Below are 24241 nucleotides of genomic sequence, written 5' to 3' on the forward strand. Positions count from 1 at the left end.
CCCCAAGAAACATGAAAAATCAAGCTTTAACCTTTTTTATGACAAAAACAGGAATATACTCCTGATAAAATAATGATTCCGGGACAACAGTATAATCAAATGCAATAAAAACCCTGAAAATCCGGATTTTGGCAGTATAAAACAATTCTTGATAAAAACAAAAAAAATTATTTTTTAAGGTATATATTACCGTAGACGATCTCACCCTTTCTCTTGGGGTGGCGTTCGCCCAGGTCACCGATATAGTGTGCGAATTTTGCAGTTTCCCCTTCAACTTCAGCGTCAACATCATCAACGTACTTGAATCCGGGCATCATGTATTTGATGCCTTTGTAGACATATACGTCTCCCTTGACCATCTGACCGCCGACACGGGACTCAACGCTGCCTTTGATTATAACCGTTCCGCCTTCGGCGTGGGTCGCGACGTGGATAAATGCATCGCCGTCGATGATGATTTTTCCGCCTCTCATGAAGGTTGCGATATCACTGCCGGCATTTCCCTTTACGTGGATAAGTCCGCCTTTCATACCGCGCCAGTCACCACGGTAGGCACTTCCCACATGGTTCTGTGCATCGCCGTCGACGATGAACTCCCCGCCTTCCATACCAATACCGCAGAACGAGTCGACGTTTCCTTTTACATGCACTTTGCCGCCTTTCATCCAGCCGGCTGTGTACATATCGCAGTCGCTCTCGACTATAACTTCGCCAGCGGTCATCTGCTGACCGATACGCTTTATCTTTTTGCAGTCGCCCCTGACAACAATAGTTGTCTCTGCAGCTGTTGCACCGCCGTTGCCTTCAATATCAAAATACTCGCCGAGTTTTGATTTGAGGTTTCCCTCGTGGCACTCTATTTCGGCAATTTCCACAGCTGTCTTCCCGGCAAATGCATCCGGTGTGACATTGTACGCCTCAAGGTAAAGCTCGTGAGTTCCTTTAGCTGTAATTGTAACTGTACTCATAACCTTGTTCACCTCATGCTGTAGTATCAACCTCAATAGCGCGTGGGTTGTGGACGTGTTCATCAAACACCATGTAATTCTCAAGGCCTACCGTGTAGTACTTGGCAAATTTCTCGCGAATGTCGTGGTCAACGATTGGATTGTCAGGTACCCTGACGTGGGTCCAGACCGTGTAGTTAGGTGTAGTTGCAACAACTTTACCGTTCTCAACAACGATGACACCGTCCTTAATGGTGTATGCGGTTTCAGCGAATGCCTTCTCGATAAGCTCGGGATCAGACGGCATATCCTCCGGGTTGATGTTGTATATAGCAATGTTTGCGTTTGTACCTTCCCTGAGTGAACCGTACATGTCCGAAATACCGAGACACTTTGCCGTTCCGGCACGTGTCATCTGTGCTATCTCGTAGAGATTCAGCTCGCGGTCCAGAGACTCGAGAATCGTTGCATCGATAACCTTGTCAGCCCACTTGAACGAGTGCAGAAGACTGTCACGTGATTTCTTTGACATGAGCCACTTTATGATACGCGGGTAGCGGAAGAACGGGCCCGCATTCGGGTGGTCTGTCGTCAGGTGGCATCTCATGTGATCCTTTGCAAGAAGTGCAAGCTCAAGACCGATAGCCCACTGGATGTCGCAGACCTTGATCTTCGGGTCGTATACGTAAGGTACAATACCTGAAGACGTCTCAAGCTCCACATCGCTGTTTGCCCACTTAAGGTGGTTAAGCATCTGAAGGTGATACTCGAACGGGCCGTCTGCGGTCATCGTAGTAGTTTCGTCAAACGTAACGCACCCAAGATCAAACGAGATGTTTTTCTGCTTGTTCACGTAGTCCATAACCTGCTGTGATGCCGAGCAGAAGTCACCCCAGCCTGTTCCGTCGTAGGAGTGGAACTGGAGATGGGTGTTATGAAGGACCTGGTCACGGCCGAACTTGTTGTTGGTCTTTACGCCCTCTGCAAGCTTTAACGTATCAAGTGTCGTCTCGTAGTTGCCTGGATTTCCGATGTTGTTCGGGTGAATATGCAGGGAATGCGGAAGGCCAAGCTCCTCATTTGTCTGCATCTGGCCCTTTATAATCTCTGCAGGTGTTATGTCAAAGTATGGAACAGGGTCATGAATTGTTGTACAGTTCATACCCCAGCCCCAGGCCTCACTTCCGCCGGGGTTCACGCACTTTATACCGAATCCCTTGGTTGCGTTCAAAAGCCAGGCAGTATATGCGGCATTATTGTCAAATTCCTTGTTCTTCAGGTATTCAAGCTGGAACCAGTTGTTTCCGAGAACAGGCATGGCTGAGATATCTATGATAGGCGTATCACGGATTTCCTCGTGAATATGCGGGGAGTCAAGAGGCGGCATTGCAGCTTCGTTTGCATATACATACCCCATACGTGCATATTCGTATCCTGTTGCGAATGTGCTCGGTACTGCAAATCCCATCTGAACCCTTGTATTGCCTTCTTTTACGCGGCTTCTGAAAAGCTTGTCCTCAGGACGCATCAGGCGGCCGATGTTGACCTTTGGCCCGACACAGTGCGTGTGTATATCAACACCACCGGCCATGACGGTCTTACCGGATGCATCAATCACTTTTCCTTTTTTGACTTCAGATGCATCTACAATTTTTCCGTCCTTGACACCTATGTCCTTTTTTTCACCTTTGATGCCCAAAAGAGGGTCAAATACAAACCCGTTTTTGATGATGTACTCACTCATAGGAATCCATCCCCTTCAAGTTCTACCATGCGATTGTATACTGCATCGAGGAATTCCTCATCTGAGGGAACACCTTCGGGAGCGTCTACCACCTTTCTGTACTGTATAGGAACGTTGTCCATACGATAAACGATACCTCCGTCATCTACACCGCATATTTTTACCGGGACGTGAAGGTCCGATATTTCACTTGCCATGTTAATGTGGGGATCGACTGTAATGAAAGGATGCTTCTTCAGGTGCTGTACTGCCGGAATCGGGAAGTGTGCACCTGCGTCTGTACCGATGTTTATGAATGCGTCAACCTCGTCGCGCATCGCAAGGTCTACAGAGCTTGTCTCACCCGGATTCATATGAACCATGGTCTTCTTTGTTAAGTCAAGACAGTAAGGGAATCCGAACTGCCACGACCAGACCGCTCCGGGACCTGTAATGTTGTAGTGGCCACGCATAGCCATGATTGTACACTTTGTGAACTCGTTTAAGTCACGGGTAAGAGAGATTGCGATATCGATGTTGTGGTTTCGGCCGTCGGAGTGGCACAGGCCCATCCCGTAGAAGAAATTGCAGTAGCGTGCATTTTTAATGATTTCTGCAACTTCAAGGATCTTCTCCTTCGGGATGTTTGCAACGACATCAGGAATATCATCCTCGTGACCGTGGCAGACCATACGGAATGCATCGAACAGTTCGTAGTCGTGCCCCTGCCTCACCTGGAGGTAATGGTCTGCAACACGTGCCGTGTCTGTATACCTCGGGTCGATTACAATGACCGTCCTCGAGTTGTGGCCTTTACCGGTGAAGAATCCACGCGGGAAGATAGAATACCTTGACATGTGGCGCGGGTGTGCATGCGCAGGGTTTGAACCCCAGAACACTACCACATCTGCACGGTTCTTGACCTCTCCGAGTGTGCATGACGGGTAGCCGTTGTCAAATATTGCCAGGAATGAACTTCCGTGACAGATTGATGCACAGTTGTCGAGGCAGCCTCCTGACCTCTCCATAACACGTGCAGCCGCCGCATGGCCTTCACAGTTGGTTGAACCAAAGCCGTACATAAGGGGTTTTTTTGCCTTAAGGAGGACTTTCGCTGTATAGTCAATAGCTTCTTCAAAGCTGACATCCTTCATTGAGCCGTCAGGCTGGCGCATACGCGGGAGTTTTATACGGCCTTCATGGTCGCCACCGTGCATGAATATCTGGGTTCCGATTGCACAGACGTTCTTTACTTCAAGAACTCTCTTGCCGTCATCGGACACTGTGACTTCCACATCATCACAGCATGTACCACAGTATGGACATCCTACGTTTTTGATTACTTTCGGCATTTACTCATCACCTTTCCAAAGGCCGACTGCTCCCTGGACACACTCGAGTGCTGATTTGATGCGTTCATTTGGAGCCGGTTCAACAATTACCGGAAAACCGCTGTACTGCGGCTCGCCTGTTGACTGTGTTCTGGGGGGGACTACCTGGTTTGCCCATACACTCTGGCGTATATGGCACAGACCCCTGTAACACGACTGGCGGGCTACAATCGCTTTAACTACTACTTCACCGCTTTCGCTTGTGACCTTTACATTGGTGTTCGGGGTGATACCAAGCTCCTTGATATCATCCTCGTTCATCTCAATGAGCGCACAGGCATCGAAATATTCGGGTGAAGGCTTTCCAATCTCCATTGCGATACCTTCCTCAATGGAGCGCTGGGTAATCATGTTCAACAAAATTTTATCTGCCATTGTCATATCACCTGTTCAGCGGGCTTGGACCCAGTTCCTTTACTGTCTTGACTACGTCTTCCATGACCATACCCCATTTTGCACCTTCTGATGCGGATACAAAGGTCATCCTGAGCCTTTTATCGTTGACTCCGATATTTTTGAGGACGTTTTTAACAAGGAACATACGCTTTGCGCATTTGTAGTTCCCTTCAAGATAGTGGCAGTCACCGAAGTGGCATCCGGATACAAGAACTCCGTCTGCACCGTCCTGGAATGCTTTCATTATAAAAAGCGGGTCTACACGTCCTGTACACATTACGCGTATTGCACGTACATCAGGCGGGTACTGAATACGTGAACCTCCCGCAAGATCTGCTCCTGCATATGAACACCAGTTGCAGATGATTGCAATAATTTTTGGTTTCCAGTTTCCTTCTGCCATTTACTGTTCACCTCCAAGTCCGCCAAGGAGGAATGAATCTATCTGGGCGCATATCTGCGGACTTGTAAAGTGCTGCATGCGAATAGCACCGCCTGGGCAGAAACCTCCGCACGTACCGCAGCCTTTGCATTTTGCTTCTGTTACAGTCATTACCTGCCTGCCGTCTTCTTTCTGGATTAACGAGAGTGCACCGTACGGACACTGGGGAACACACATTCCGCAGCCTGCACAAAGGTCTTCCACACACTGGGCGAAATAAGGCTCAAGCTGAACTTCTCCCTGGTGTATAGGAATGCTTGCCGCGGATGCCGCTCCTTCTGCCTGTGCTACTGTGTCAGGAATATCCTTCGGGCCCTGGCAGACACCTGCAAGGAAGATACCTGCTGTTGTTGTTCCGCACGGGTTCAGCTTTGGGTGGGCTTCAAGGTACCATCCGTCCTGAGACTTTGAAATACCAAACATCTGGCGTATATGCTCTGCATCAGGTTTCGGCTGAATTGCAGCTGCAAGGACTACAAGGTCACATTCAACTGAAACCGGCCTTCCGAGAAGGGTGTCCTCCGCTTTTACGTAGACGTTCTTTGTAACCGGGTCCTCCTGTAGCGCTGCGACACGTCCGCGTATGAACTTGGCGCCTTCGTTCTGGATACGGTAGTAGAACTCCTCGTACATTTTACCGAAAGAACGGATATCCATGTAGAAGATGTATGGCTGGCAGCCCGGGATCTTCTCCATTACCTGGTGTGCATGCTTAAGCGAATACATGCAGCAGAACCTTGAACAGTAGGGTTTTGCAACTCCGCCTGTGTTGTCTCTTGATCCTGCACAGAGAACGAATCCGACTTTCATCGGCGTAACACCGTCAGACGGGCGTATAAGGTGACCTCCGGTTGGTCCGGATGCACAGATTAAACGCTCAAACTCAAGACCGGTGATGACATTTTCGTATCTCTTGTATCCCCATTCGACCTTGTTTTCGATTGGGATAAGGTCATATCCTGTTGCAAGAATTACACATCCGACTTTTACCTTCTCAAGCTCGTCGACCATGTCAAGGTCAATTGCGTTCTTCTCAGGTCCGCAGATCTCTTTGCACAGTCCGCACTTTACACAGGCGTTAAAGTCAATTGTGTACTGAAGAGGCATAACCTGGGGGTGGTAGATGTAGATAGCCTTTCTCGGGGCCATTCCGAATTCAAACGGATTTGGCTTTATGACAGGACAGACTGAGGCACAGTCACCACAGCCGTTGCAGCCTGAACCTTCAATTTTTGCCGCCTTCATCTCTTTCGCGTCTCTTGTTCCGCGTGCCTTCCTCCTGAGGGTTATCTCAAAGTTTCCGATGTAGCCCTCCACGGTTTCGACTTCTGTGTATGTCTTGAGTATAATGTTCGGGTGACGGCCTGCGTCCACCATCTTTGGTGTCAGGATACACTGCGAACAGTCAAGCGTCGGGAAAGTTTTATCAAGTTGGGACATCCTTCCGCCGATTGTCGGAAGCTGCTCGACAAGGTATGTCTTGATTCCTGCGTTTGCAAGGTCAAGGGAAGCCTGAATACCACCGACACCTCCGCCGACGACCATTGCTGCATGCTCTACCGGCACACTCTTTGGCTGAAGGTCTTCAAGGAGTCTTGCCTTTGCAACGGCTATCCTTACCTGGTCCTTTGCCTTTTCTGTTGCACCTTCCCAGTCGTGCATGTGCACCCATGAGTTCTGGTCACGTATGTTTGCCATCTCGAAGCGGAACTTGTTTAAGCCTCCCTCTTCGGTCGCAGTCCTGAATGTGGGCTCGTGAAGACGCGGTGAACATGCCGCAACGACAACCCCTGTCAGGTTATATTCCTTTATTGCGTCCTCTATCTTGGTCTGACCGGGCGTGGAGCACATGTACTGGTAATGATCTGCAACAACCACATCAGGGAGGGTTTTTGCATATTCCACAACATCGTCAATTGACAGTGAACCTGCAATGTTCGTACCGCAGTGGCAAATAAATACGCCAATCCTCGGTTTCTGATTTTCTGCCATATTTTAACCTCCTTAAAGAATCTTCTCCAAAAACGGCTTGCAGTCTATTGCATGCAGATCAAGTGCAAGCTCTTCAGGCGTCATACCCTGCGCAAGTCCCAGGAGTTCATTGTAGTGAAGAACCGGCAGGTTGTACTCCTGTCCGAAGTTTTCCTTAATTTCTACCTGACCACGGTCATACTGAAGCTGACAGAAAGGACAGACTTCAGTCAGTGCATCCGCACCGGCTTCACGGAGATTGATGAGCTTCTCGTTTGTAATATCAAGCGAGTGGATTAGATCGTATCCACGCACACCGCCGCCCGCTCCGCAGCACTGCATTTTGTTGCGGTACTGGACAGGTTCTGCTCCGAGTGCACCAACAAGTTCGTCTATCCACATAGGGTTTTCGGTGTCTCCAAAGTGGCGGTCCTTCTGCGGCTTCATCAGGTGACACCCGTAGTGGACTGCAATCTTTGTGCCTGTAAGAGGCCTTGTCACGCTGTCGGCTATCTTTTTTACACCGCAGATCTTCTCGTCGTAATAAAGTTCAGCCAGGTGCCAGACATCGATTGTACCCTTGTACTCCATGTCAATTTCCGAGAGGACTTCGTTTACTTTGTCACGAAGCTCGTCGTTGTGCTTTAATTTGTGGTTTACTTCCCAGATTGACTTGTAGCAGCCGTTGCATATCAGGGTTATGTCCTTTTTCATCTCTTCTGCAAGGCAGAGGTTTCTCGCCGCCATTGCATACCAGACATTCATATCTATTGCCCCGAATGCACCCGGTGCCGGACAGCAGCTTGCTCCCTTCAGGGGAAGAAGCTCAATTCCTACCTTCTCACTGGTCCTGATTGCAGCCGCCTCACAACCGGGGTAGCGGTTTGGAGCAATACAGCCAAGGAAAAATGCATATGAGTGTTCCATCTTATTAGCCATTTATATACTCACTCCTCCGAAAGAATGCGGTCAGCTTCCTCTTTTAAATGGAAATGGTCGATAATCTTTCTTATTCCATCCATATACTCGGGATACGAGTGCGTTGTCGGCGGGTCTCTTGGAAGACCGAGCTTCTCACGTGCCGCACGGTTTACGTCGTTGTTGGGCACACCGTGTCCCGTTGAATAGATAAGCTGAACGGTTTTAAGGAAATTGCGCGGAACTATGCCTTTTCTGAACGCAAGATTTCTCATTGCCATAATGACGTCAGTCGGGAAGATGTCACGCGGGCAACGGTCAGAGCAGGAATAGCATGTTGTGCACAGCCAGAGATCAGGGTCTGTTAAGGCCTCCTCCTCAAGACCGAGGACTGCTCTTCTCATGAAAATGCGTATGCGGTATGAACTGCGCGGCGCAGACGGGCATGAACCCGTGCAGGTGCCGCACTGGAAACACATATGCGAAATTGTTCCGCTGATCTCCTCAACTTCCTTGCTGAAGTCTTTCTTGGAGTCAACAGTGTAATAATTCCGGTCCTTAAGTTTTTCCTCAAGCTCCGGGTTGTTGTAGTTTTTCTCAGTTGCCATGTAAATACCTCATCACTCAGAGGGCCTTTACCTCTACCTCACCAAATTCGTCCTTTGATTCCCTGACCTTGGATGTTCTGGAAGTCAGAAGCTTTTCCTTTACGGACTTGAAGAGAGCAGAATCCTCCTTGCCTTTCATGCGAAGGCCTGTACGCTTAAGAACAATAATGTCCTCACCCGGGCAGGCGTTAACGCATGCACCACAGAGGATGCAGAATTCCTTGTTGACTGCAATATTAGGCTCAATCTCACCGTGCATATCGGCCGGGGATTTTGGTGTGGGTACATAGATTGCGTTTGCCGGACAGACTTCAACACATGTCGAACATCCTCCGGGGCACTTCTCCGCGTGGAACTCAATCTCTCCTTCGAAGAGCTTTTCAACGGTAATTGCCTGCGTCGGACAGCTTATTGCACACCACCGGCAGGTGCAGCACTCTTCCTTGTCGATGTGTACCTTGCCTTTGTTTTTCTTCCTCTTGCTTATCTTTCCTTTCTTGACTTCAATAGCCTCGGACGGGCAGATTTCGGCGCAGAGAAGACATCCGTCGCAGAGCTTCGGGTTCCACTTGACCTCACCTGTGACTTCTCCGGTCTCGGCGCTGATTGGCTTTCTTGTTACATCAATTGCCGCACAGATTTCACCGCACAGTCCGCAGAACGTGCACTTGTCTTCGTTGTATACGAATTCATTCTCGGACCTGAGAGCCTCAGCCTTCTTCAGACCGCACCTGTCAGTCCCCTCAAAGACAGGGACTTCACGTACAATTGCCTCACGCGGGCACACGTTCTCGCACTTTGTACACTGAACGCATTTCTCCTGGTCAATCTCGGCAAGCTTGTCATAAACAGGGAAACCTTCCTTTTCTACTATCGGAAGAGACGGCTCTCCGTCAATTTCAAGCTTCATTGCATTGAACGGGCACATTACTGTACATACACCACAGTATGAGCACTTCTCCTCGTCCACCTGAACTGCTGAGCCGTATTCTATAGCACCCCTGCGGAATGCTCCTACAGGGCCTACACTTATGGCCTCTTCAGGGCAGGAATCTGCGCATATCCCGCAGCCCGTGCAGCGTGAATTATCCAGAATAAGGTTGTTCACCTGTTTCAGAAGCTTCTGCTCCATTATGGTGAAGCAGCCCTCCTGCCTCTTGGAGTATTTTGGAAAAAGCGATTTCATTAATTTCAGCACTCCTAAATCAATATCTTATGCTTTTTGTTCCTCTGTACGGGACTTTGAAAACTCTTTTCTGAGCTCCCAGAACTCCGGGAATTTCTTAAGCTTCGCCTGCCTCTCGGCAAGAGCTTCGCATTCCTCTTTGTAGTCCCTTACGTCCTCGAGTCCTTCCATCAGGGGGTGGGTAAACCTGTCTTCGTTTCGAAGCTGTTCCCAGCGACCCTTCAGGGTTATAACATCGTATGGACATGCCTCAATGCAAACACCGCATCCTGCACAGAGCTCATGATTAATGTCAAGGATTGTAGCCTTTCCATTAATGACAACGTAGATCTTGTCTGTTGTTACAGGATCTACAGTGTTGAGTTCCAGTGCATCAACCGGGCATGCAACCACACAATTGTTACAACCAGTACAATTAGTCATGTTTACATGAACTGCAAATGCCATTATATCACGCACCGCTATATCGATCGTTAATCGATCGCTAAAAGTTGGAAAAAAAAATAGATAAAGGTTCTGAAGTTGTGCAACCTTTTAAATGAAAAAAAAAAGGAAATTTATAGATATATATTTGACAAATAAGCTTTGTTAATGCTTATAATTTGATATCCCGCAATATAAGGGCTGCGTCAAAAGAATCAAACAGAAAGCATTATATCCGCGTTAAACGGCATTGAATTAATTTTTTGGAAGAACAAACCCTTAAATAAGCTATATACACTTTTTAATGCCCGAAATACCGGACATATAGAGACATTACAAACAGCGCAGACTGACGCGGAAAGTCATTTTTAATTGACAAAATAGATTAAATTAACATTATGCACTTTTTTTCAGATTTCTCCACACGCATTTTGCTTAAACCTTACCGGCACGCCGGTGCCCCCGTGCCCCATATATTATTTGTGTGTTTTACAACCCTGTGATTTTCATACTGCAGGCAATGATATCAAAGAAATAATATTTTACCTTACAAGAATGAAATAAGACTGTTAGAAAACTTTGAATAAACATTAATTGTATTATTCAATGTTTGATAAAAATCAGGCTGCAATTTTCATCCTGATATGAGGTTATTCTATGGAATTGAATGGCGTTACAATCGAAAACGAATACGCAGAAGCATTCCCGAACTGGGCATGCAGGGTTATAATAACCGCAATAAACGAAAAGTGGGCTTACCAGGCGGCAACAGAGGCTACAGGCTTTGCAACATCTGCAATCGGCTGCCCGTGCGAGGCAGGAATAGAGATGTTCGTCTCGGCAACCGAGACACCCGACAAAAGACCCGGAGTTGCCGTACTCTTCTTTGCAGGAGGCAAAAAGAAATTAAAGGCACAGGTCGTGGAACGCCTTGCTGAATGCGTTCTTACCCAGCCCACAGCAGCAGTATTTGACGGGATGCCTGAAGCTGAAGAGAGAATTGACGTAAAGCTCCACTTCTTCGGCGACGGATACGAATACGAAAAGGAAGTCGGCGGCAGAAAGTGCTGGGCGATTCCCATCATGAACGGTGAGTACATCGGTGAAGAGAACTTCGGCATTGTAAAAGGTGTCGCAGGCGGAAACTTCTTCATCATGGGCGAGAACCAGCCTGCGGCCTTAATGGCGGCAGATGCGGCAATCGACGCAATATATGAAGTAGAGGGGTGCATGTGTTCATTCCCTGTCGTTGCATCAGGTTCAAAGGTCGGCTCAAAGAAGTACAAGTTCATGGCCGCAACAACAAACGAGAAATACTGCCCGACAATCCGCGACAAGGTAGAGGACTCCAAGGTCCCCGAGGGCGTCAGTGCAGTCTATGAAATAGTAATCGACGGTGTCGACGAGGATTCAATCAGGGAAGCTACAAAAGCCGGAATCGAGGCTGCTACACTTGTTCCGGGAGTAAAGCTTATCTCTGCAGGAAACTTCGGAGGAAACCTCGGACCGTTCAGGTTCGACCTCCACGAGATCCTCAAAGAATAAACCACCTTTTTTGCATGTTAAATCTGTTCGGAAAACTTTTCCGGCATGTTTTTAACCGAGATATTTCCTGCCGGGCATCTTATTTCTGCCCCGAATGCAATCAAACAGATTATATAATATGCCGCCGAAAATTCTGTTAACGAAATTTTCGGTGACAAACTTAACATGGTTACGCTTACACCTTCCGAAGTAAGGGAAAAATACGGGCAGATGTTCTGCAAAAAGTTTCTTGTTATAGTTGATGAAAAGGCAGGAAAAGCTGAAATTATTGAAAACTGTCGTCACAGGGGGGCAATAGAATGGGACGTCATGAACCGCAAAAGAGCAGGCGGCGCAGTTGAGTCAATAAGCGTTGAAGGCGCTTCAATGACTATTTCGGCAAAACTTGGGACATACCCCATAAACTTCGGTGCCGCAGGAGAGCATATAGGAGGACAGGCACTTGAAGGTGTAACAGTCAGCAGAAACCTTGTAACAACAAAGTGGGCCGGAATTGCAGGAGCAGGCGTGGGGATTGCGGTGTGCCTCCCACAGGCGCCAGGCGTCATCAAAACAGAATACCCCACAGATGACGACCTGAATGCAGGCGGTGCGAGGACTTGCAGGACTAGCATTGTCTCTCCCAAATATGTCAGGGTCTCTATAGGAATTGACGACACTGATACAAAGGAGTCCGGTGCCACCTGGGTCCTTGCATCAAAATGCGCCGAAGCGTGCAGCATTGAAGGTGTCGAATACCTTAACATGAGACTTATCCAGCTCAACCCTAAAGTCCCGAACAAGACCACAAACTGCGTAGGTTCAGCTCTCAACTTTGCGGTCCTTCCCGAAAAGGAGAAAGAGCTTCTTGATTTCGTCAGGGATTACATTGAAGAAAGGGCTGTAAGCAACAGCACCGGTATCGCCGTTTTAAGGGGGCTTTCAGTTCCCGAATCGCCATACCTTGAAAAGATCAAAACCGAAATCCTGACGCAGGAGGAATGCGAAAGGGAGGCGGAAAGGCTCGGTATAGAGTACATAGATTCTGCTTGCGGAAAGGGAAGAATAGGTGCTCTTGGCGCCGTTTTGTGGGCCAACAGAAATATAGAGGCGGCAGGTCTTTATGGTGAGCATCTCTGAAGCGGACATCGTGGAAAAAGGTGCAGGGGAAAGGGGCATGTCGGCATATAATGAGCCTTTTCTCCCCGGAAATCCTTACTCCGTAATATACCCGGAAATCCTTGCGGTCGCATCCGAAGACAAAAAAAGAATAGAGCTTATCGAAAGATTCGACTGCATAGGCGGCGCCATGTGGGTCAGACAGCACTACGTCAAAAGCCCTCTTGTAAAGTCTTCAAAAATCGTCGGGAATACCCAGAGGTTTATGCTTGACGCCGGAATTGTCAGCCTTGACCTTAAAGGGTCATACTTTCCCGCAGGCATCTGCGGAGCAAAGGTAGAAGACGAGGAGATATCAGTCACATATCTTGGAATGGGCGGTGGAGGCGTAGGCGCAAGCGTATGCAGGTCTTCTGCCGGTGGTGTTCTCAGGCACAGGACCGACCCCTGCGGGGGAGGAAAGATTGCAGGCTCAACAATCTGGCTTCCGAAATACACAAGGGTCATAATAGGACTTGACGACACTGACACACCGGAAAATGGTGCAACATGGACTCTTGCACACAATATATCAAAGGCAGTCGAAGACGAAAACTCAAGATATCTCTCCCACACCATAACCCAGCTCTTCCCGGTCCCCTACAGGACTAAAAACTGTGTTGCAGTCGCATGCGAGTTCGCAACAACAGAGCCGGAGAGGCTTATCGACAGGTTTGAAGATTACGTCAGGAAATACACACTTTCAGACAGCACAGGTCTCTGCGCATATATAGGATTCGACCCGTCGCCTCTTTCCGAGTACGCATGTTCAGTCAAGAAAGGGGAAGTGAAAAAGGAAAGTTTTGACAAAATCAGGAAATTCCTTGAGATAAGAATGGAAGGTCAGGGCATAATAGGGGCCGCCGCCTCGATACCGTTTTACACGAACTACGATGAGGCCCTGACGATATGAACAGCCCTTCCTGCAGCCCGAAGAACTGCCACCCGGCATCCCGGGAAAAACATGACCTGCCGGAGACGACCACCCTTAAAGAGGTCAAGGCATACCTGTTGTCAAACGGGACTGCAAGGATTACCGGAGAAGAACCAGAAAAAAACGCAGAGTCACACGCAGGTCCTGGCGCAGGAAAAAGGGGGTCAGTCTTTTTTTCTGACGGCTGTACAAGAGTCAGGCTTTCATTGGACGACAAAAGCCCTGTTGAGATTAAAAACTTCGGGAAGAATGCGGAAATGCACGTAAACGGGCGCACAATAACAGGATTTCTTGAGCCTGCGGCGTGGCACTGCCCTAAGCAGGCATATATCACGGTAAGCGAAGGGTGCATATTCGGGTGCAGGTTCTGTGCAGTCCCTAAACAGGATATGAGAGTCAAAACCGCCGGTGAAATCGAAGAAATGGTCGGTTCGGTAAAAGATTGGATAGAATGCATATCTATAACAAGCGGGGTCGCAGAAAGCCCTGAAGAGGACGAAGAGCAGATTATAGAGATTTTAAAAAGACTGGATAAATTTGGCCTCCCTATTGGTGTTTCAATATACCCGGCCCCCGACACTCCCGCAAGACTTCATGACGCAGGAGTACGCGAGGTCAAGTTCAACCTCGAAACCGCAACCGACAGACTGTTTCGCGAGATCTGCAAAGGGACCGACAGAGATGCAATAAAGAAGGCACTGTCAGAGTCCGTCAGGTTATTCGGAAAGAACAGGGTCTTTTCAAACGTCATCTTAGGTCTCGGTGAAACCGATGTGGAAATGAAGGAGTGCATATCAGGTCTGTGCATGGAAGGCGTTATCCCGGTCATAAGACCTCTTACGCCTTCAGGAGAACTATCAGGCTACAGGCGCCCCTCTGAAGAGAGAATCAGACAGACCTCGGAATTTCTCAAAAATGAGCTTGAAAAATACGGCCTTGACACGACAAAGGCACACACGATGTGCACAAAATGCACAGGGTGCGACCTTGTTCCGGGAAGGGATTTATAATGAAGACCTCCGCGGTTCTTGCAGAGGCCGTGATTAAAGGGGCGGACACCTGCTACTGCGTACCGGGCTATCCTGTAACAGAACTTGCGGAGATGTGCCGCAGTGAATATGTAATCAATGAAAAAACCGCCCTCGAGTATGCCCTCGGCGACTCCCTTTCAGGTCTGAGATCCGTTGTCATAGTCAAAAACGCCGGGATGAACGCCCTGTGCGACCCTCTTGTACAGTCGGTGACACAGGGACTCAGAGGAGGAGTTGTTCTAATCGCAGGAGACGACACAGAGGCAAAAGGGTCACAGAACAGGCAGAACTCAAGGTATTTTGCAGAGGCTGCGAAAGTCCCGCTCTTGGAACCCGGGCCTGAAGATGTACCCTCGTCAGTCTGGACTGCAATGCAGGTCTCGGAAAGGTTTTCAAGGGTCTGCCTTATAAGAATGACGCAGGACGTCCTTGAAAGCTGCATTGAAGGCTGCAACTGCGTGAAAAAAAATTCTCCAGGGGAATACCGCTACGGAAATCCCGCACCTCCCGACCTTACGATGAAAGGCAGGTGCGAGAACGCCGACAACATAACAGCTGAGATGTTTGAACAGTCTGACTACCCGCTCGCATGGCCGCCCCAGACGGCGGGCGGCAAAATCACCGGAGAGAAAATTTCCCGGAAAGAAGGACTTTACCAAATAAGCAGAAATTTTCCACACGAACACGAAAATTCATGCGGACCGAAAAAAACACTCAGCCCTGAAACATACGAAGCACGGGGCGGGTTTAAGACACTCTGCAAAAACTGCCCTTATAAAACTCTTTTTGAAGTCCTGACAGGTGCCGGGGTAACAGCAATCTGCGACACCGGGTGCTCTCTTCTGTCAAAAAATCCTCCATACGGGTTTGGGGTTGCAAACTACGGCCTCGGGTCCGCGCCTGCTGTCGCGGCAAAGAGCACAAAAATTGCAGTTACGGGGGACTTTGCACTCCTGCACTCGGGGATTAACTCTCTAATAGATATACGCGAAAAAGGGAACTCTCTTTTGTGCATAGTCCTGAAGAACCGCAGGATGGCGATGACCGGGGGGCAGGTCTGCCCTGACATAACGCCTTATATCAGTTTTTTAAACCCCGTGACAATTGATGCGTCCTCAAAAGATGCACTTAAAGAGAACCTTATGGAGATTCCAGATTCACTCAAAGTAGTCGTTGTCGAGGGGACCTGCCCGGAAGGTGAAGAACATGAAACCGTTAAATGTTGAGATATGCGATGTCACGCTAAGGGACGGCGAACAGACGCCCGGCGTTACATTCGCATGCGACGAAAAAAAGGATATCGCACAGAAGCTTGACGCCGTCGGAGTGGAGGTCATAGAGGCCGGTTTTCCGAGTGTCTCCGAAAACGAGAAGAAAACTGTAAGGTCAATCGTTGAAATGGGCCTTTGCGCAAAGACATGCTGCCTGTCAAGGTGCGTAAAATCCGACCTTGATGCGGCGATTGACTGCGGAGTCGACCTCGTAAGCATTTTTTTTGCGACATCGGATCTCCATATAAAAATCAAATACAAAAAGACCCGCGAGGAGATGCTTGACCTTGCGCTTGATATGATAGACTACGCAAACGACCATGGTATAAAGGTCCGCTTTTCGGCAGAAGAGGCGTCAAGGACAGATATAGAATTCCTAAAGGAGATGTACAGCAAAGGTGCTGAAAGAGGTGCCGCCTACAGCAGCTTTGCAGACACCGTGGGATGCATGACACCCCTCGAGATGTACAATACAGTAAAGGATCTGAAAAAAGACCTGAAAAATCCCCTCTGCGTCCACTGCCACAATGATATGGGCTTTGCATCGGCAAACACCTTCGTTGCGGCCCAGGCAGGTGCCTTTCAGCTGCATACGACAGTCAACGCAATAGGCGAGCGTGCCGGAAACGCAAGCCTTGAGGAGGTTTTGGTCGCACTCAGGATGAAAGGAGGCGTTGACAGGTACAACCTTTCAGGCCTCACCGAACTCTCGAAAACCGTCGAGAAATACTCAGGAGTCAAAGTTTCAAAAACAAAGGCGGTAGTCGGGAGAAATGCATTTTCGCATGAAAGCGGAATTCACATAGCGGCACTTCTCGAAGACAGAAACACATACGAATATTTCCCGCCGGAAATGGTCGGCGGAGAACAGAAATTCGTCCTCGGAAAGCATACCGGAAGAAAAGGCCTTGAACACGTCCTCCTGTCACTGGGATACGACTTTTCACCCGACGAGGTTATGTGGGTTCTGAACAGGGTAAAGACCATCAGCGAGGGGAAATGCAGCATAACCAAAGAAGTCCTTATGTCCGTAATACAGCAGGCTGAACTTATGCATAAAAAGGAGGACTGATTGGAATAACGGCTGAAAACTCTACCCTTTCGGAGAGAATTCTCGGGGCGCCTGCAGGTGAATATGTCGACAAAAAGGTTGACAGGGCTTTTGCGCACGACGGCACCGGCATACAGGCTTTAATCGCGCTGAAAGGCTTCAAAAACCAAAAAATAAAAGACCCTGGCATGATTTCCATAATCTATGACCACATCGCACCTGCAAACAACACAACAGCCGCAAATCTCCAGCATGAACTCAGGGACTTCTCCTGCAGCGAGGGCTTTTCGTTTTATGACGTCGGGTGCGGGATATGCCACCAGGTAATGAGCGAAGGCTTATGCCTTCCCGGAGAAATCGTCGTCGGTGCAGACTCGCATTCATGCACTATGGGCGCCCTCGGGGCGTTTGCCACAGGAGTAGGTGCGACCGACATGGCAGGCATATGGGCGACAGGAGAAACCTGGTTTAAGGTCCCAGAGACGATAGAAATAAACCTTTCAGGCGAACTGGGAGGCTTTTCCGACCCTAAAGACGCAGCCCTCTTATACGTAAAAAAACTCGGCATGGACGGGGGGACCTACAAGGCCCTTGAGTTCACCGGAGAAGGTGCAGAAAACATGCCTGTCGAAGGAAGGCTCACGCTTTCAAATATGGCGGTCGAGACCGGGGCCAAGGCGGGACTTTTCTATTCGGATAAAAAAACGCAGGAATACCTCTCGGGGTTCGGAAAAGAGGCTGGCCGCCAGGCAAAACAGGACTGTACATACGAGTCCTCGGTGGAAATTGACCTGTCAGGCATCGAACCCCTCCTCGCGGTTCCGGACAGGGTCGACAACGCCGTTCCGGTAACAAAATATTCCGGAACAAATCTTGACGAGGTTTTTGTAGGGACATGCACAAACGGCAGGTATGAAGACCTCAGAAGGTTTGCCGGAATCGTCAAAGGAAAAAAGGTCAGTGTCAGGACAATCGTAGTCCCCGCTTCAAGAAACGTCCTATTAAAAGCGCTCTCCGGCGGACTTATAGAAGACATTGTTAAAGCGGGATGCACGGTCTGCCCCCCGGGGTGCGGACCATGCCTTGGTGCACATATGGGCGTCCTCGGTGAAGGAGAGGTAGGACTTTCCACGGCAAACAGAAACTTCAGGAACAGGATGGGAGTGGGCGCAGAATATTTCCTGTGTTCACCCTCGACAGCTGCCGCAAGCGCCCTTAAAGGCGAGATAACTTCACCGGAGGATATATCATGAAGCTTTCCGGCCACGCCGTTGTAATAGGCGAAGACGTCGACACCGACATGATAATAGCAGGACGCTACCTCAGGACAAAGGACAGGTCGGTCTGGGCTGAGCATGCTTTCGAGGACTATGACAAAACGATTGCAGGAAAACTAAAAGGCTCTGTAATCATAGCAGGAAAAAACGTCGGGTGCGGTTCTTCGCGTGAACAGGCGGCGGCGGCCTTAAAAGAGGCAGGCGTCGTTGCCATAGTTTCACCGTCATTTGCAAGAATTTTTTTCAGGAACTGCGTCAATCTCGGGCTTTATGTATTTGAAACAGAAGTCAGGAACTGCAAAGACGGTGATTTCGTAACTCTTGACACAGGTGTCCCCTGTGCAGAGGTAAACGGCGTCTTTTATGGGGCAAAACCGCTTTCCAAAAGAATGAACGACATTCTAAACGCAGGAGGACTTGCGGAATATCTGGGGGAAAAACAGAAATGATCTTTCCTCTCCAGTGCAAGGAGGTCGGTTTTGCCGACCAAAAACCTTTCGGGGACCTCGTCTATTTTCTGAGCAGGTACCTTGTTAAAAAGACGGAATCAGGGTATGAGGTGCTTGAAATAGAGACCGAGGAAGGAACAGGTCTTTTAAGGAAAATCAGGTCGGTAAAGACAGTTGCAGACGACTCAGAAACATATTTCTACGAAAAACCGGTAATTCTCCAGGACAGGGCAAACCTCATCCGGCTCTCAAAGGATGTTTTCGACAGAACAAAAAAGAGGTGCACTATTTTCAAGGGATTTGACGAGCACATGAACTTTGTCGCCGACCCCGGCCCTGACTTGCTCCTGAAAATTTACGTATATGATGCACAGCCCCCGTGGCCCAACCTTTCAAAGACCATCAAAAAACTTGAAAATACGGGTCTTTTCGGGGAGCTTGAAGTGGAATTCGTCCACCTTATCCGCGATATCCATGACGCCAACGCCGATGTCTACCCGTGCAGGGCATCCGGATTCGGCATAACGCTTGACGAGGACAGGCTTTCCGGCGGGGAAAGGATTGCAGGCTGCCTTACGGCCCGGCAGTTTCTTTCGGAGTGCTACAGTGGCAAAGAGTTTGATATAGAAAACATCTGCCCCGCGGACAGGGCCCTGGAAGAGAAAAAAAGTCCGTATATAGCCAGGTGCTGCCGCATCGAAAGGTGTGGGCCGAAGACTGATGAAAACGGAACCGGTTACGTCGTCCACTGGGGTGCATCACCGAAGACGATAGCAGACGCCGTATTTGAACTTTGCAGGCTTTGCAGGGAAGGTTGTGGGAAATAAAGTATCATGAAGATTGCAGTATGTGAAGGCGACGGGATAGGACACGAGGTTATACCGGAGGCGGCAAAAGTCCTTGAGCTGTTCCTGCCTGACGCCGACTATTTTGACGTTTCACTGGGTTATGACAAATGGAAGGATACCGGGTGTTCATGCAGTGATGAGGATATCGGCCTTCTCAAATCATCGGACGCAATACTTTTCGGTGCAGTCACAACACCCCCTAACCAAAATTACAGAAGCGTTCTTTTAACGGTCAGGCATGAACTTGACCTCTACGCAAACCTCCGCCCGGTCATTGGAGATTCGTTTGACATAATGATTGTAAGGGAAAACACCGAAGGGCTCTATTCGGGAATCGAAGAGGCAGTCGCAGAGAGGGCAACAACCCTGAGAGTTATCACGAGGAATGGGAGCGAAAGGATTGCAAAGGCGGCATGCACTATTTTCGCTGAAAGGGGAGACAAAAAACCCCTTGTCATAGGAAACAAGGCCAATGTACTCAAATCCGACGTTCTATTCAGGGACACCTGCATAAACGTTGCAGAATCACTTTCAGTCCCGTACAGAACAGCGTATATCGATGCATTGACGCTTGATGTTCTCATGCACCCTGAAAACTACGGCGTTATAGTCACGACGAATATGTTTGGGGATATTTTAAGTGATGCCTGCGGGTATCTTACGGGAGGTCTCGGCATGCTTCCCAGTGCAAACATCGGTGAGAAATACGCTTTGTTTGAGCCGGTCCACGGGAGCGCTCCTGATATTGCAGGAAAAGGGGTTGCAAACCCCGTTGCGACAATCAGGAGTGCTGCAATGATGCTTGAACATTTCGGGATGAAAAAAGAGGCTTTGATAACAGAAAAGTGCATAAAAAAAGTCATCATTTCAGGGGTATGTACGCCTGACCTCGGCGGAAACGCAAATACCCGGCAGTTTGCAGACAAAATTTACGAATGTATAAAAGAAAAGATTTCATCCGACAGCATTAAACCATATAACCGCTGAAAAGACCGTTTAATGAAAAAATATAATGAAATAAACAATAAAGGTGAACCGAAAAGATGACTGAAGGCGAAAAAAGGTACCTGGATGTCATAAATCCTGCAACAGGAGAGACTGTCGGAAGTGTCCCTGAATACACTACAGAAGATGTCAGCGGTGCTGTCGACAGGGCCGAGGGAGGATTTTTTGAGTGGTCCGAAAAAAGTGTACGTTTTAGAAGCGTTGTTTTGTTTCGGGCCGCAGAACTTGTAAGAGAAGAGCAGGGAAGACTTTCAGAGCTTCTTACATCCGAGCAGGGAAAAATTCTGCCTGAAGCAAAAAACGAAGTGCAGGGATTTGCAAATGTCCTCGAATACTACGCCTCCATATCGGGAACAGTTGCGGGAGACGCGTTTCCAAAGTCGGACTACGGCTACGCCTTTACAAAAAAAGAGCCTTTGGGGGTCTGCGGCGCGATAATCCCCTGGAATATGCCGGTCCTGATTATGGCCTGGAAAGTGGGTCCCGCTCTTGCCGCAGGAAACTCGCTTGTCCTGAAACCTTCCGGGAAAACACCCCTTACTGCAATCGAAATTTCTAAAATAATGAAGAAAGCCGGACTTCCTGAAGGTGTCCTTGAAATTGTCACCGGAAGAGGGGAGACAACAGGAAGAGCCGTTGCAGAAAACAGAAAGATTTCAGCCCTTTCGTTTACGGGCTCCGTCAGGACCGGAGATGAGATTGAAAAGAAGTCCTGCGGGACTAAAAAGAGGCTCACCCTTGAACTAGGGGGAAGCGACCCGATGGTCGTATGCAGCGACGCTGACATTGACATGGCCGTTTCAGGTGCTGCATCAGGGCGTTTTTACAACTGCGGCCAGACCTGTACAGCAGTTAAAAGACTTTTTTTGTTCGAGGATATAGCGGATGAATTCATTGAGAAGCTAAAGACAAAAACAGCTGCCATACGTGTTGGAAACGGCCATTTAAAGGGAGTCAGAATGGGGCCCATGAACAGCCAAAAAGGGCTTTCTGATATAGAAAGAATAATTGACGAATCTAAAAGAGGAGGAGATGAAATCCTTTCGGGCGGAAACAGATTAACGGGAGCGGAGTTTGAATCAGGAAACTTCTTTGAGCCGACGATTATAAAAAATCCCTACGAAAAGAGCAACCTCTTAAACGAAGAGATATTCGGGCCTGTACTCCCTGTTGTTGTAGTCGGCGGGATGGACGAAGCCGTTGAATATGCAAATAAAACAAAATTCGGGCTTGGTGCATCTGTATGGACAAAAAGCCTGAAAAACGCGTATTCCTTCTCCGACAGTGTCGACGCCGGAATTGTCTGGGTAAACAAACACCTCAAAATCCCTCCCGAAGTCCCGTTCGGCGGCGAAAAGGCAAGCGGGACCGGAAGAGAGAACGGACTGTCCGCACTTGACAGGTACATGCGTGAAAAGACAGTAATTATTTCTCCGTAATTTTCACAATTTATGCTGACAAACATGATAATGGCTGAAAAGATATAAACAGGCGATAGTATGAAACCAGACAGCGATATTTCAGAAGGCCTCTCGGACCTTCTTACAAAAAAAGACGTTGATATATTCGGTTACTGCGACCTCTCCAAGGTCTCACCTCTCCCCTTTCCCAACCTTAAAAACGGTATATCAATCGGAATATCCCTGAACCCGGAAATCGTGAAAAACCTTGAAAAGGGTCCTGACGACAGATACGTCGCCGAATATGCGTCAGTCAACAAAAGGCTTTACAGGTCATCGGAAATTATTGCAGAATTTTTAAAGGAAAACGGGTATGATGCCTCATTCATTCCGCCTACAAAACAGGTAGACGACCCTAAAGTCCTCTATGCGGAATTCCCGCACAAAACAGCGGCGACAGCATCAGGACTCGGATGGATTGGGAAATGTGCACTTCTCATAACAAAAAAGTTTGGTTCTGCTCTCAGGATTACGACCGTCTTCACGAATGCACCCCTTCCCTTCGCAGAACCGGTATCAAAGTCATACTGTGGCAGGTGCACGGAGTGCATGGACATCTGCCCGGCAGGCGCTGTATCGGGAAAAGAGTGGTCACCGGAACTTTACAGGGACGAGTTCTGGAACGCCGGACTTTGTTTTGAATACAGCAGGAATAAAGGCGGTGCAGCAGGTTCGGAGCACCCCGTATGCGGCTTATGCATAGCTGCATGCCCATGGACAAAAAAATATATTAAAAGAGAAGAAATTATCTGAAATTTCGTCGGGGTAAAATGATTTTTAAAGTAGGATGTCATGTATCGATAGCAGGATCTCTTGAAAAATCTGTGGAAAGGGCCGAAAACATAGGCTGCACGACATTCCAGATATTCACCGGAAACCCACGCGGGTGGAATGCAAAAGATATTTCCGAAAAAGATGTAGGTGATTTTACCGGAAAACTTGAAAACTCGCACATTTCACCAGTCGTCGCACATATGCCCTACCTTCCTAACCTTGCGACCCCGAAGCCCGATCTCTACAAAAAATCATGCGATGTACTGATAAGAGAGATTGAAAGGTGCAGTCTTCTCAAAGTCCCGTACCTTGTAACGCACCTCGGGAGTCACCTTGGAAAAGGAAGGGATGAAGGTGTCCAGAGAACCGTGGAAGCCCTTTCAGGTGCGGTGGAATCCGTGAAAAGCGACGTCATGATTCTTCTTGAAAACACAGCAGGGACAAAAAACTCCATCGGCGGAACTTTAGAGGATATTGGTGAAATACTGGACACTGCCGGAAAAACAAAGAGGATTGGAACATGCTTTGACACATGCCATGCCTTTGCCGCAGGCTACGACCTGTCTACAGAAAAAGGCTTTAATGAAACCATTTCAGGATACGACACCTGTATAGGTCTTGACAGGCTCAAAGTTGTCCACTTAAACGACGCAAAAGGCGAGTGCAACAGCAGGCTGGACAGACACGAGCATATAGGGCTTGGAAAAATAGGCGACGAAGGCTTAAAAAGAGTAGTAAACCACCCGAAGTTAAGAGAACTTGCGTTTATCCTTGAAACACCCGTTGACAAAAAACGGGGGGACATTGAAAACGTATCACATGCAAGAGAACTCTTTGACGAATAAAGGACTTTTTAAGGGATTTGCAGTATGAGCATCTACATTATGCGTGTACTAACCGGTTACAGTGTTTTTTTGCACACCGGAGTAAATACATAAAAATCCACATTTTTAATAAATGAATGCATGCTATCACGGCACTTTTCATTTCGGAACTATTCAAAATAAGATCTAAACATTAAATACGTGTTAAACGCTATAAAAAATAGAGGGAAAATCATCCAGGCTTTTGAGAGAGGGTAAGAAGGAGATTACCTGCAAATTCGTAATGGAGATTTGAATTTGCAGATCTGCAGATGCATCGTGGAACACATCCCTGACAGCTCTTCTCTTAAACTAAAGTCCTGAATCACTTTTTCCCTTCTTTTTTCATCTAACCTATCACATGGTGGTCTATGTTAGATCACAGAGATTTCTGATAGACGGATTATTTTTAATGAAGTGAAGATCTTTAATGAAAAGCCTTCAGTTCGAGATGAAGCCTTTTCATATCTCTCGCACGACCCGGCAGAACAGACAAATGAGAGAAGAATTTATCAGAAAAAACTGCTGTCTTTCCTGAAAAATTCAGCTCTCACCGGCTGATACCGGGCGCAATGATTGGTGTGTAACCGT

23 protein-coding genes and 1 pseudogene are annotated in these 24241 nt (G+C 48.3%); 14 read left to right on the plus strand and 10 right to left on the minus strand.

Features of this window, described 5'->3' with window-relative positions; all coding sequences use genetic code 11:
- Nucleotides 1-167: 167 nt before the first annotated feature.
- The 10 genes and pseudogenes from J2128_RS09955 to J2128_RS12740 form a co-directional block, all read right to left on the minus strand.
- A complete protein-coding gene (locus J2128_RS09955; RefSeq protein ID WP_209691131.1) occupies nt 168-968 on the minus strand; it encodes a formylmethanofuran dehydrogenase subunit C in 801 nt (266 codons plus the stop codon).
- Between the two features lie 13 nt (nt 969-981).
- Nucleotides 982-2691 carry a formylmethanofuran dehydrogenase subunit A gene (locus J2128_RS09960; protein WP_209691133.1) on the minus strand — a complete coding sequence of 570 codons (1710 nt, stop codon included), beginning with the start codon at nt 2689-2691 and terminating at the stop codon, nt 982-984.
- Nucleotides 2688-4022, minus strand: a complete 1335-nt coding sequence (locus tag J2128_RS09965; RefSeq protein ID WP_209691135.1) for a formylmethanofuran dehydrogenase subunit B — start codon at nt 4020-4022, stop codon at nt 2688-2690. The genes J2128_RS09960 and J2128_RS09965 overlap by 4 nt, the downstream gene beginning before the upstream one ends.
- Nucleotides 4023-4436, minus strand: a complete 414-nt coding sequence (locus J2128_RS09970; protein WP_209691137.1) for a molybdopterin dinucleotide binding domain-containing protein — start codon at nt 4434-4436, stop codon at nt 4023-4025.
- A 7-nt stretch (nt 4437-4443) separates the two neighbouring features.
- Entirely contained in the window at nt 4444-4860 is a 417-nt protein-coding gene (locus J2128_RS09975; protein ID WP_209691158.1) for a hydrogenase iron-sulfur subunit, read from the minus strand.
- Nucleotides 4861-6891, minus strand: a complete 2031-nt coding sequence (locus tag J2128_RS09980) for a CoB--CoM heterodisulfide reductase iron-sulfur subunit A family protein (RefSeq protein ID WP_209691160.1) — start codon at nt 6889-6891, stop codon at nt 4861-4863.
- A gap of 12 nt (nt 6892-6903) precedes the next feature.
- Entirely contained in the window at nt 6904-7809 is a 906-nt protein-coding gene (gene hdrB, locus J2128_RS09985; RefSeq protein WP_209691162.1) for a CoB--CoM heterodisulfide reductase subunit B, read from the minus strand.
- 8 nt (nt 7810-7817) lie between these two features.
- Entirely contained in the window at nt 7818-8396 is a 579-nt protein-coding gene (gene hdrC / locus J2128_RS09990) for a CoB--CoM heterodisulfide reductase subunit C (protein ID WP_209691164.1), read from the minus strand.
- Between the two features lie 16 nt (nt 8397-8412).
- Complete coding sequence (locus J2128_RS09995; RefSeq protein ID WP_209691166.1) at nt 8413-9582, minus strand: 4Fe-4S binding protein; 1170 nt, start codon at nt 9580-9582, stop codon at nt 8413-8415.
- Nucleotides 9583-9789: 207 nt separating this feature from the next.
- Nucleotides 9790-10029, minus strand: a pseudogene (locus tag J2128_RS12740) (4Fe-4S binding protein); the annotation flags it as partial.
- Nucleotides 10030-10662: 633 nt separating this feature from the next.
- Here J2128_RS12740 and fhcD point away from each other — a divergent pair.
- The 14 genes from fhcD to J2128_RS10070 all read left to right on the plus strand — a co-directional run bounded on the left by fhcD (nt 10663) and on the right by J2128_RS10070 (nt 24211).
- On the plus strand, nt 10663-11550 hold the full coding sequence (fhcD, locus tag J2128_RS10005) for a formylmethanofuran--tetrahydromethanopterin N-formyltransferase (protein ID WP_209691168.1): 888 nt from the start codon (nt 10663-10665) through the stop codon (nt 11548-11550).
- Between the two features lie 165 nt (nt 11551-11715).
- Entirely contained in the window at nt 11716-12669 is a 954-nt protein-coding gene (locus J2128_RS10010) for a tRNA(Ile2) 2-agmatinylcytidine synthetase (protein ID WP_209691170.1), read from the plus strand.
- Nucleotides 12670-12706: 37 nt separating this feature from the next.
- On the plus strand, nt 12707-13600 hold the full coding sequence (gene mmp11, locus J2128_RS10015; protein WP_209691705.1) for a methanogenesis marker protein 11: 894 nt from the start codon (nt 12707-12709) through the stop codon (nt 13598-13600).
- The gene (locus J2128_RS10020) at nt 13597-14631 is read left to right on the plus strand and encodes a radical SAM protein (protein ID WP_209691172.1); all 1035 of its coding nucleotides are present in this window, start codon (nt 13597-13599) and stop codon (nt 14629-14631) included. The genes mmp11 and J2128_RS10020 overlap by 4 nt, the downstream gene beginning before the upstream one ends.
- Nucleotides 14631-15878: a thiamine pyrophosphate-dependent enzyme gene (locus J2128_RS10025; RefSeq protein ID WP_209691174.1), complete on the plus strand. Its 1248-nt coding sequence runs from the start codon at nt 14631-14633 to the stop codon at nt 15876-15878. The genes J2128_RS10020 and J2128_RS10025 overlap by 1 nt, the downstream gene beginning before the upstream one ends.
- The gene (locus tag J2128_RS10030) at nt 15859-16995 is read left to right on the plus strand and encodes a homocitrate synthase family protein (protein ID WP_209691176.1); all 1137 of its coding nucleotides are present in this window, start codon (nt 15859-15861) and stop codon (nt 16993-16995) included. Before J2128_RS10025 ends, J2128_RS10030 begins: the two co-directional genes overlap by 20 nt.
- 5 nt (nt 16996-17000) lie before the next feature.
- Nucleotides 17001-18227, plus strand: a complete 1227-nt coding sequence (locus J2128_RS10035) for an aconitase/3-isopropylmalate dehydratase large subunit family protein (protein ID WP_209691706.1) — start codon at nt 17001-17003, stop codon at nt 18225-18227.
- On the plus strand, nt 18224-18700 hold the full coding sequence (locus J2128_RS10040) for a 3-isopropylmalate dehydratase (RefSeq protein WP_209691178.1): 477 nt from the start codon (nt 18224-18226) through the stop codon (nt 18698-18700). The genes J2128_RS10035 and J2128_RS10040 overlap by 4 nt, the downstream gene beginning before the upstream one ends.
- On the plus strand, nt 18697-19527 hold the full coding sequence (locus J2128_RS10045; protein ID WP_209691180.1) for a hypothetical protein: 831 nt from the start codon (nt 18697-18699) through the stop codon (nt 19525-19527). The genes J2128_RS10040 and J2128_RS10045 overlap by 4 nt, the downstream gene beginning before the upstream one ends.
- Nucleotides 19528-19533: 6 nt before the next feature.
- Nucleotides 19534-20535: an isocitrate/isopropylmalate dehydrogenase family protein gene (locus J2128_RS10050; protein ID WP_209691183.1), complete on the plus strand. Its 1002-nt coding sequence runs from the start codon at nt 19534-19536 to the stop codon at nt 20533-20535.
- 56 nt (nt 20536-20591) lie between these two features.
- Nucleotides 20592-21992, plus strand: coding sequence for an aldehyde dehydrogenase (locus tag J2128_RS10055; protein ID WP_209691185.1), 1401 nt, complete (start codon nt 20592-20594; stop codon nt 21990-21992).
- A 60-nt stretch (nt 21993-22052) separates the two neighbouring features.
- Complete coding sequence (locus tag J2128_RS10060; protein ID WP_209691187.1) at nt 22053-22766, plus strand: epoxyqueuosine reductase; 714 nt, start codon at nt 22053-22055, stop codon at nt 22764-22766.
- A 17-nt stretch (nt 22767-22783) separates the two neighbouring features.
- Nucleotides 22784-23632, plus strand: coding sequence for a deoxyribonuclease IV (locus tag J2128_RS10065; protein WP_245323608.1), 849 nt, complete (start codon nt 22784-22786; stop codon nt 23630-23632).
- A 435-nt stretch (nt 23633-24067) separates the two neighbouring features.
- Complete coding sequence (locus tag J2128_RS10070) at nt 24068-24211, plus strand: hypothetical protein (RefSeq protein WP_209691189.1); 144 nt, start codon at nt 24068-24070, stop codon at nt 24209-24211.
- Nucleotides 24212-24241: the final 30 nt, after the last annotated feature.

This window comes from Methanomicrobium sp. W14, assembly GCF_017875315.1.
Lineage (GTDB): Archaea > Halobacteriota > Methanomicrobia > Methanomicrobiales > Methanomicrobiaceae > Methanomicrobium.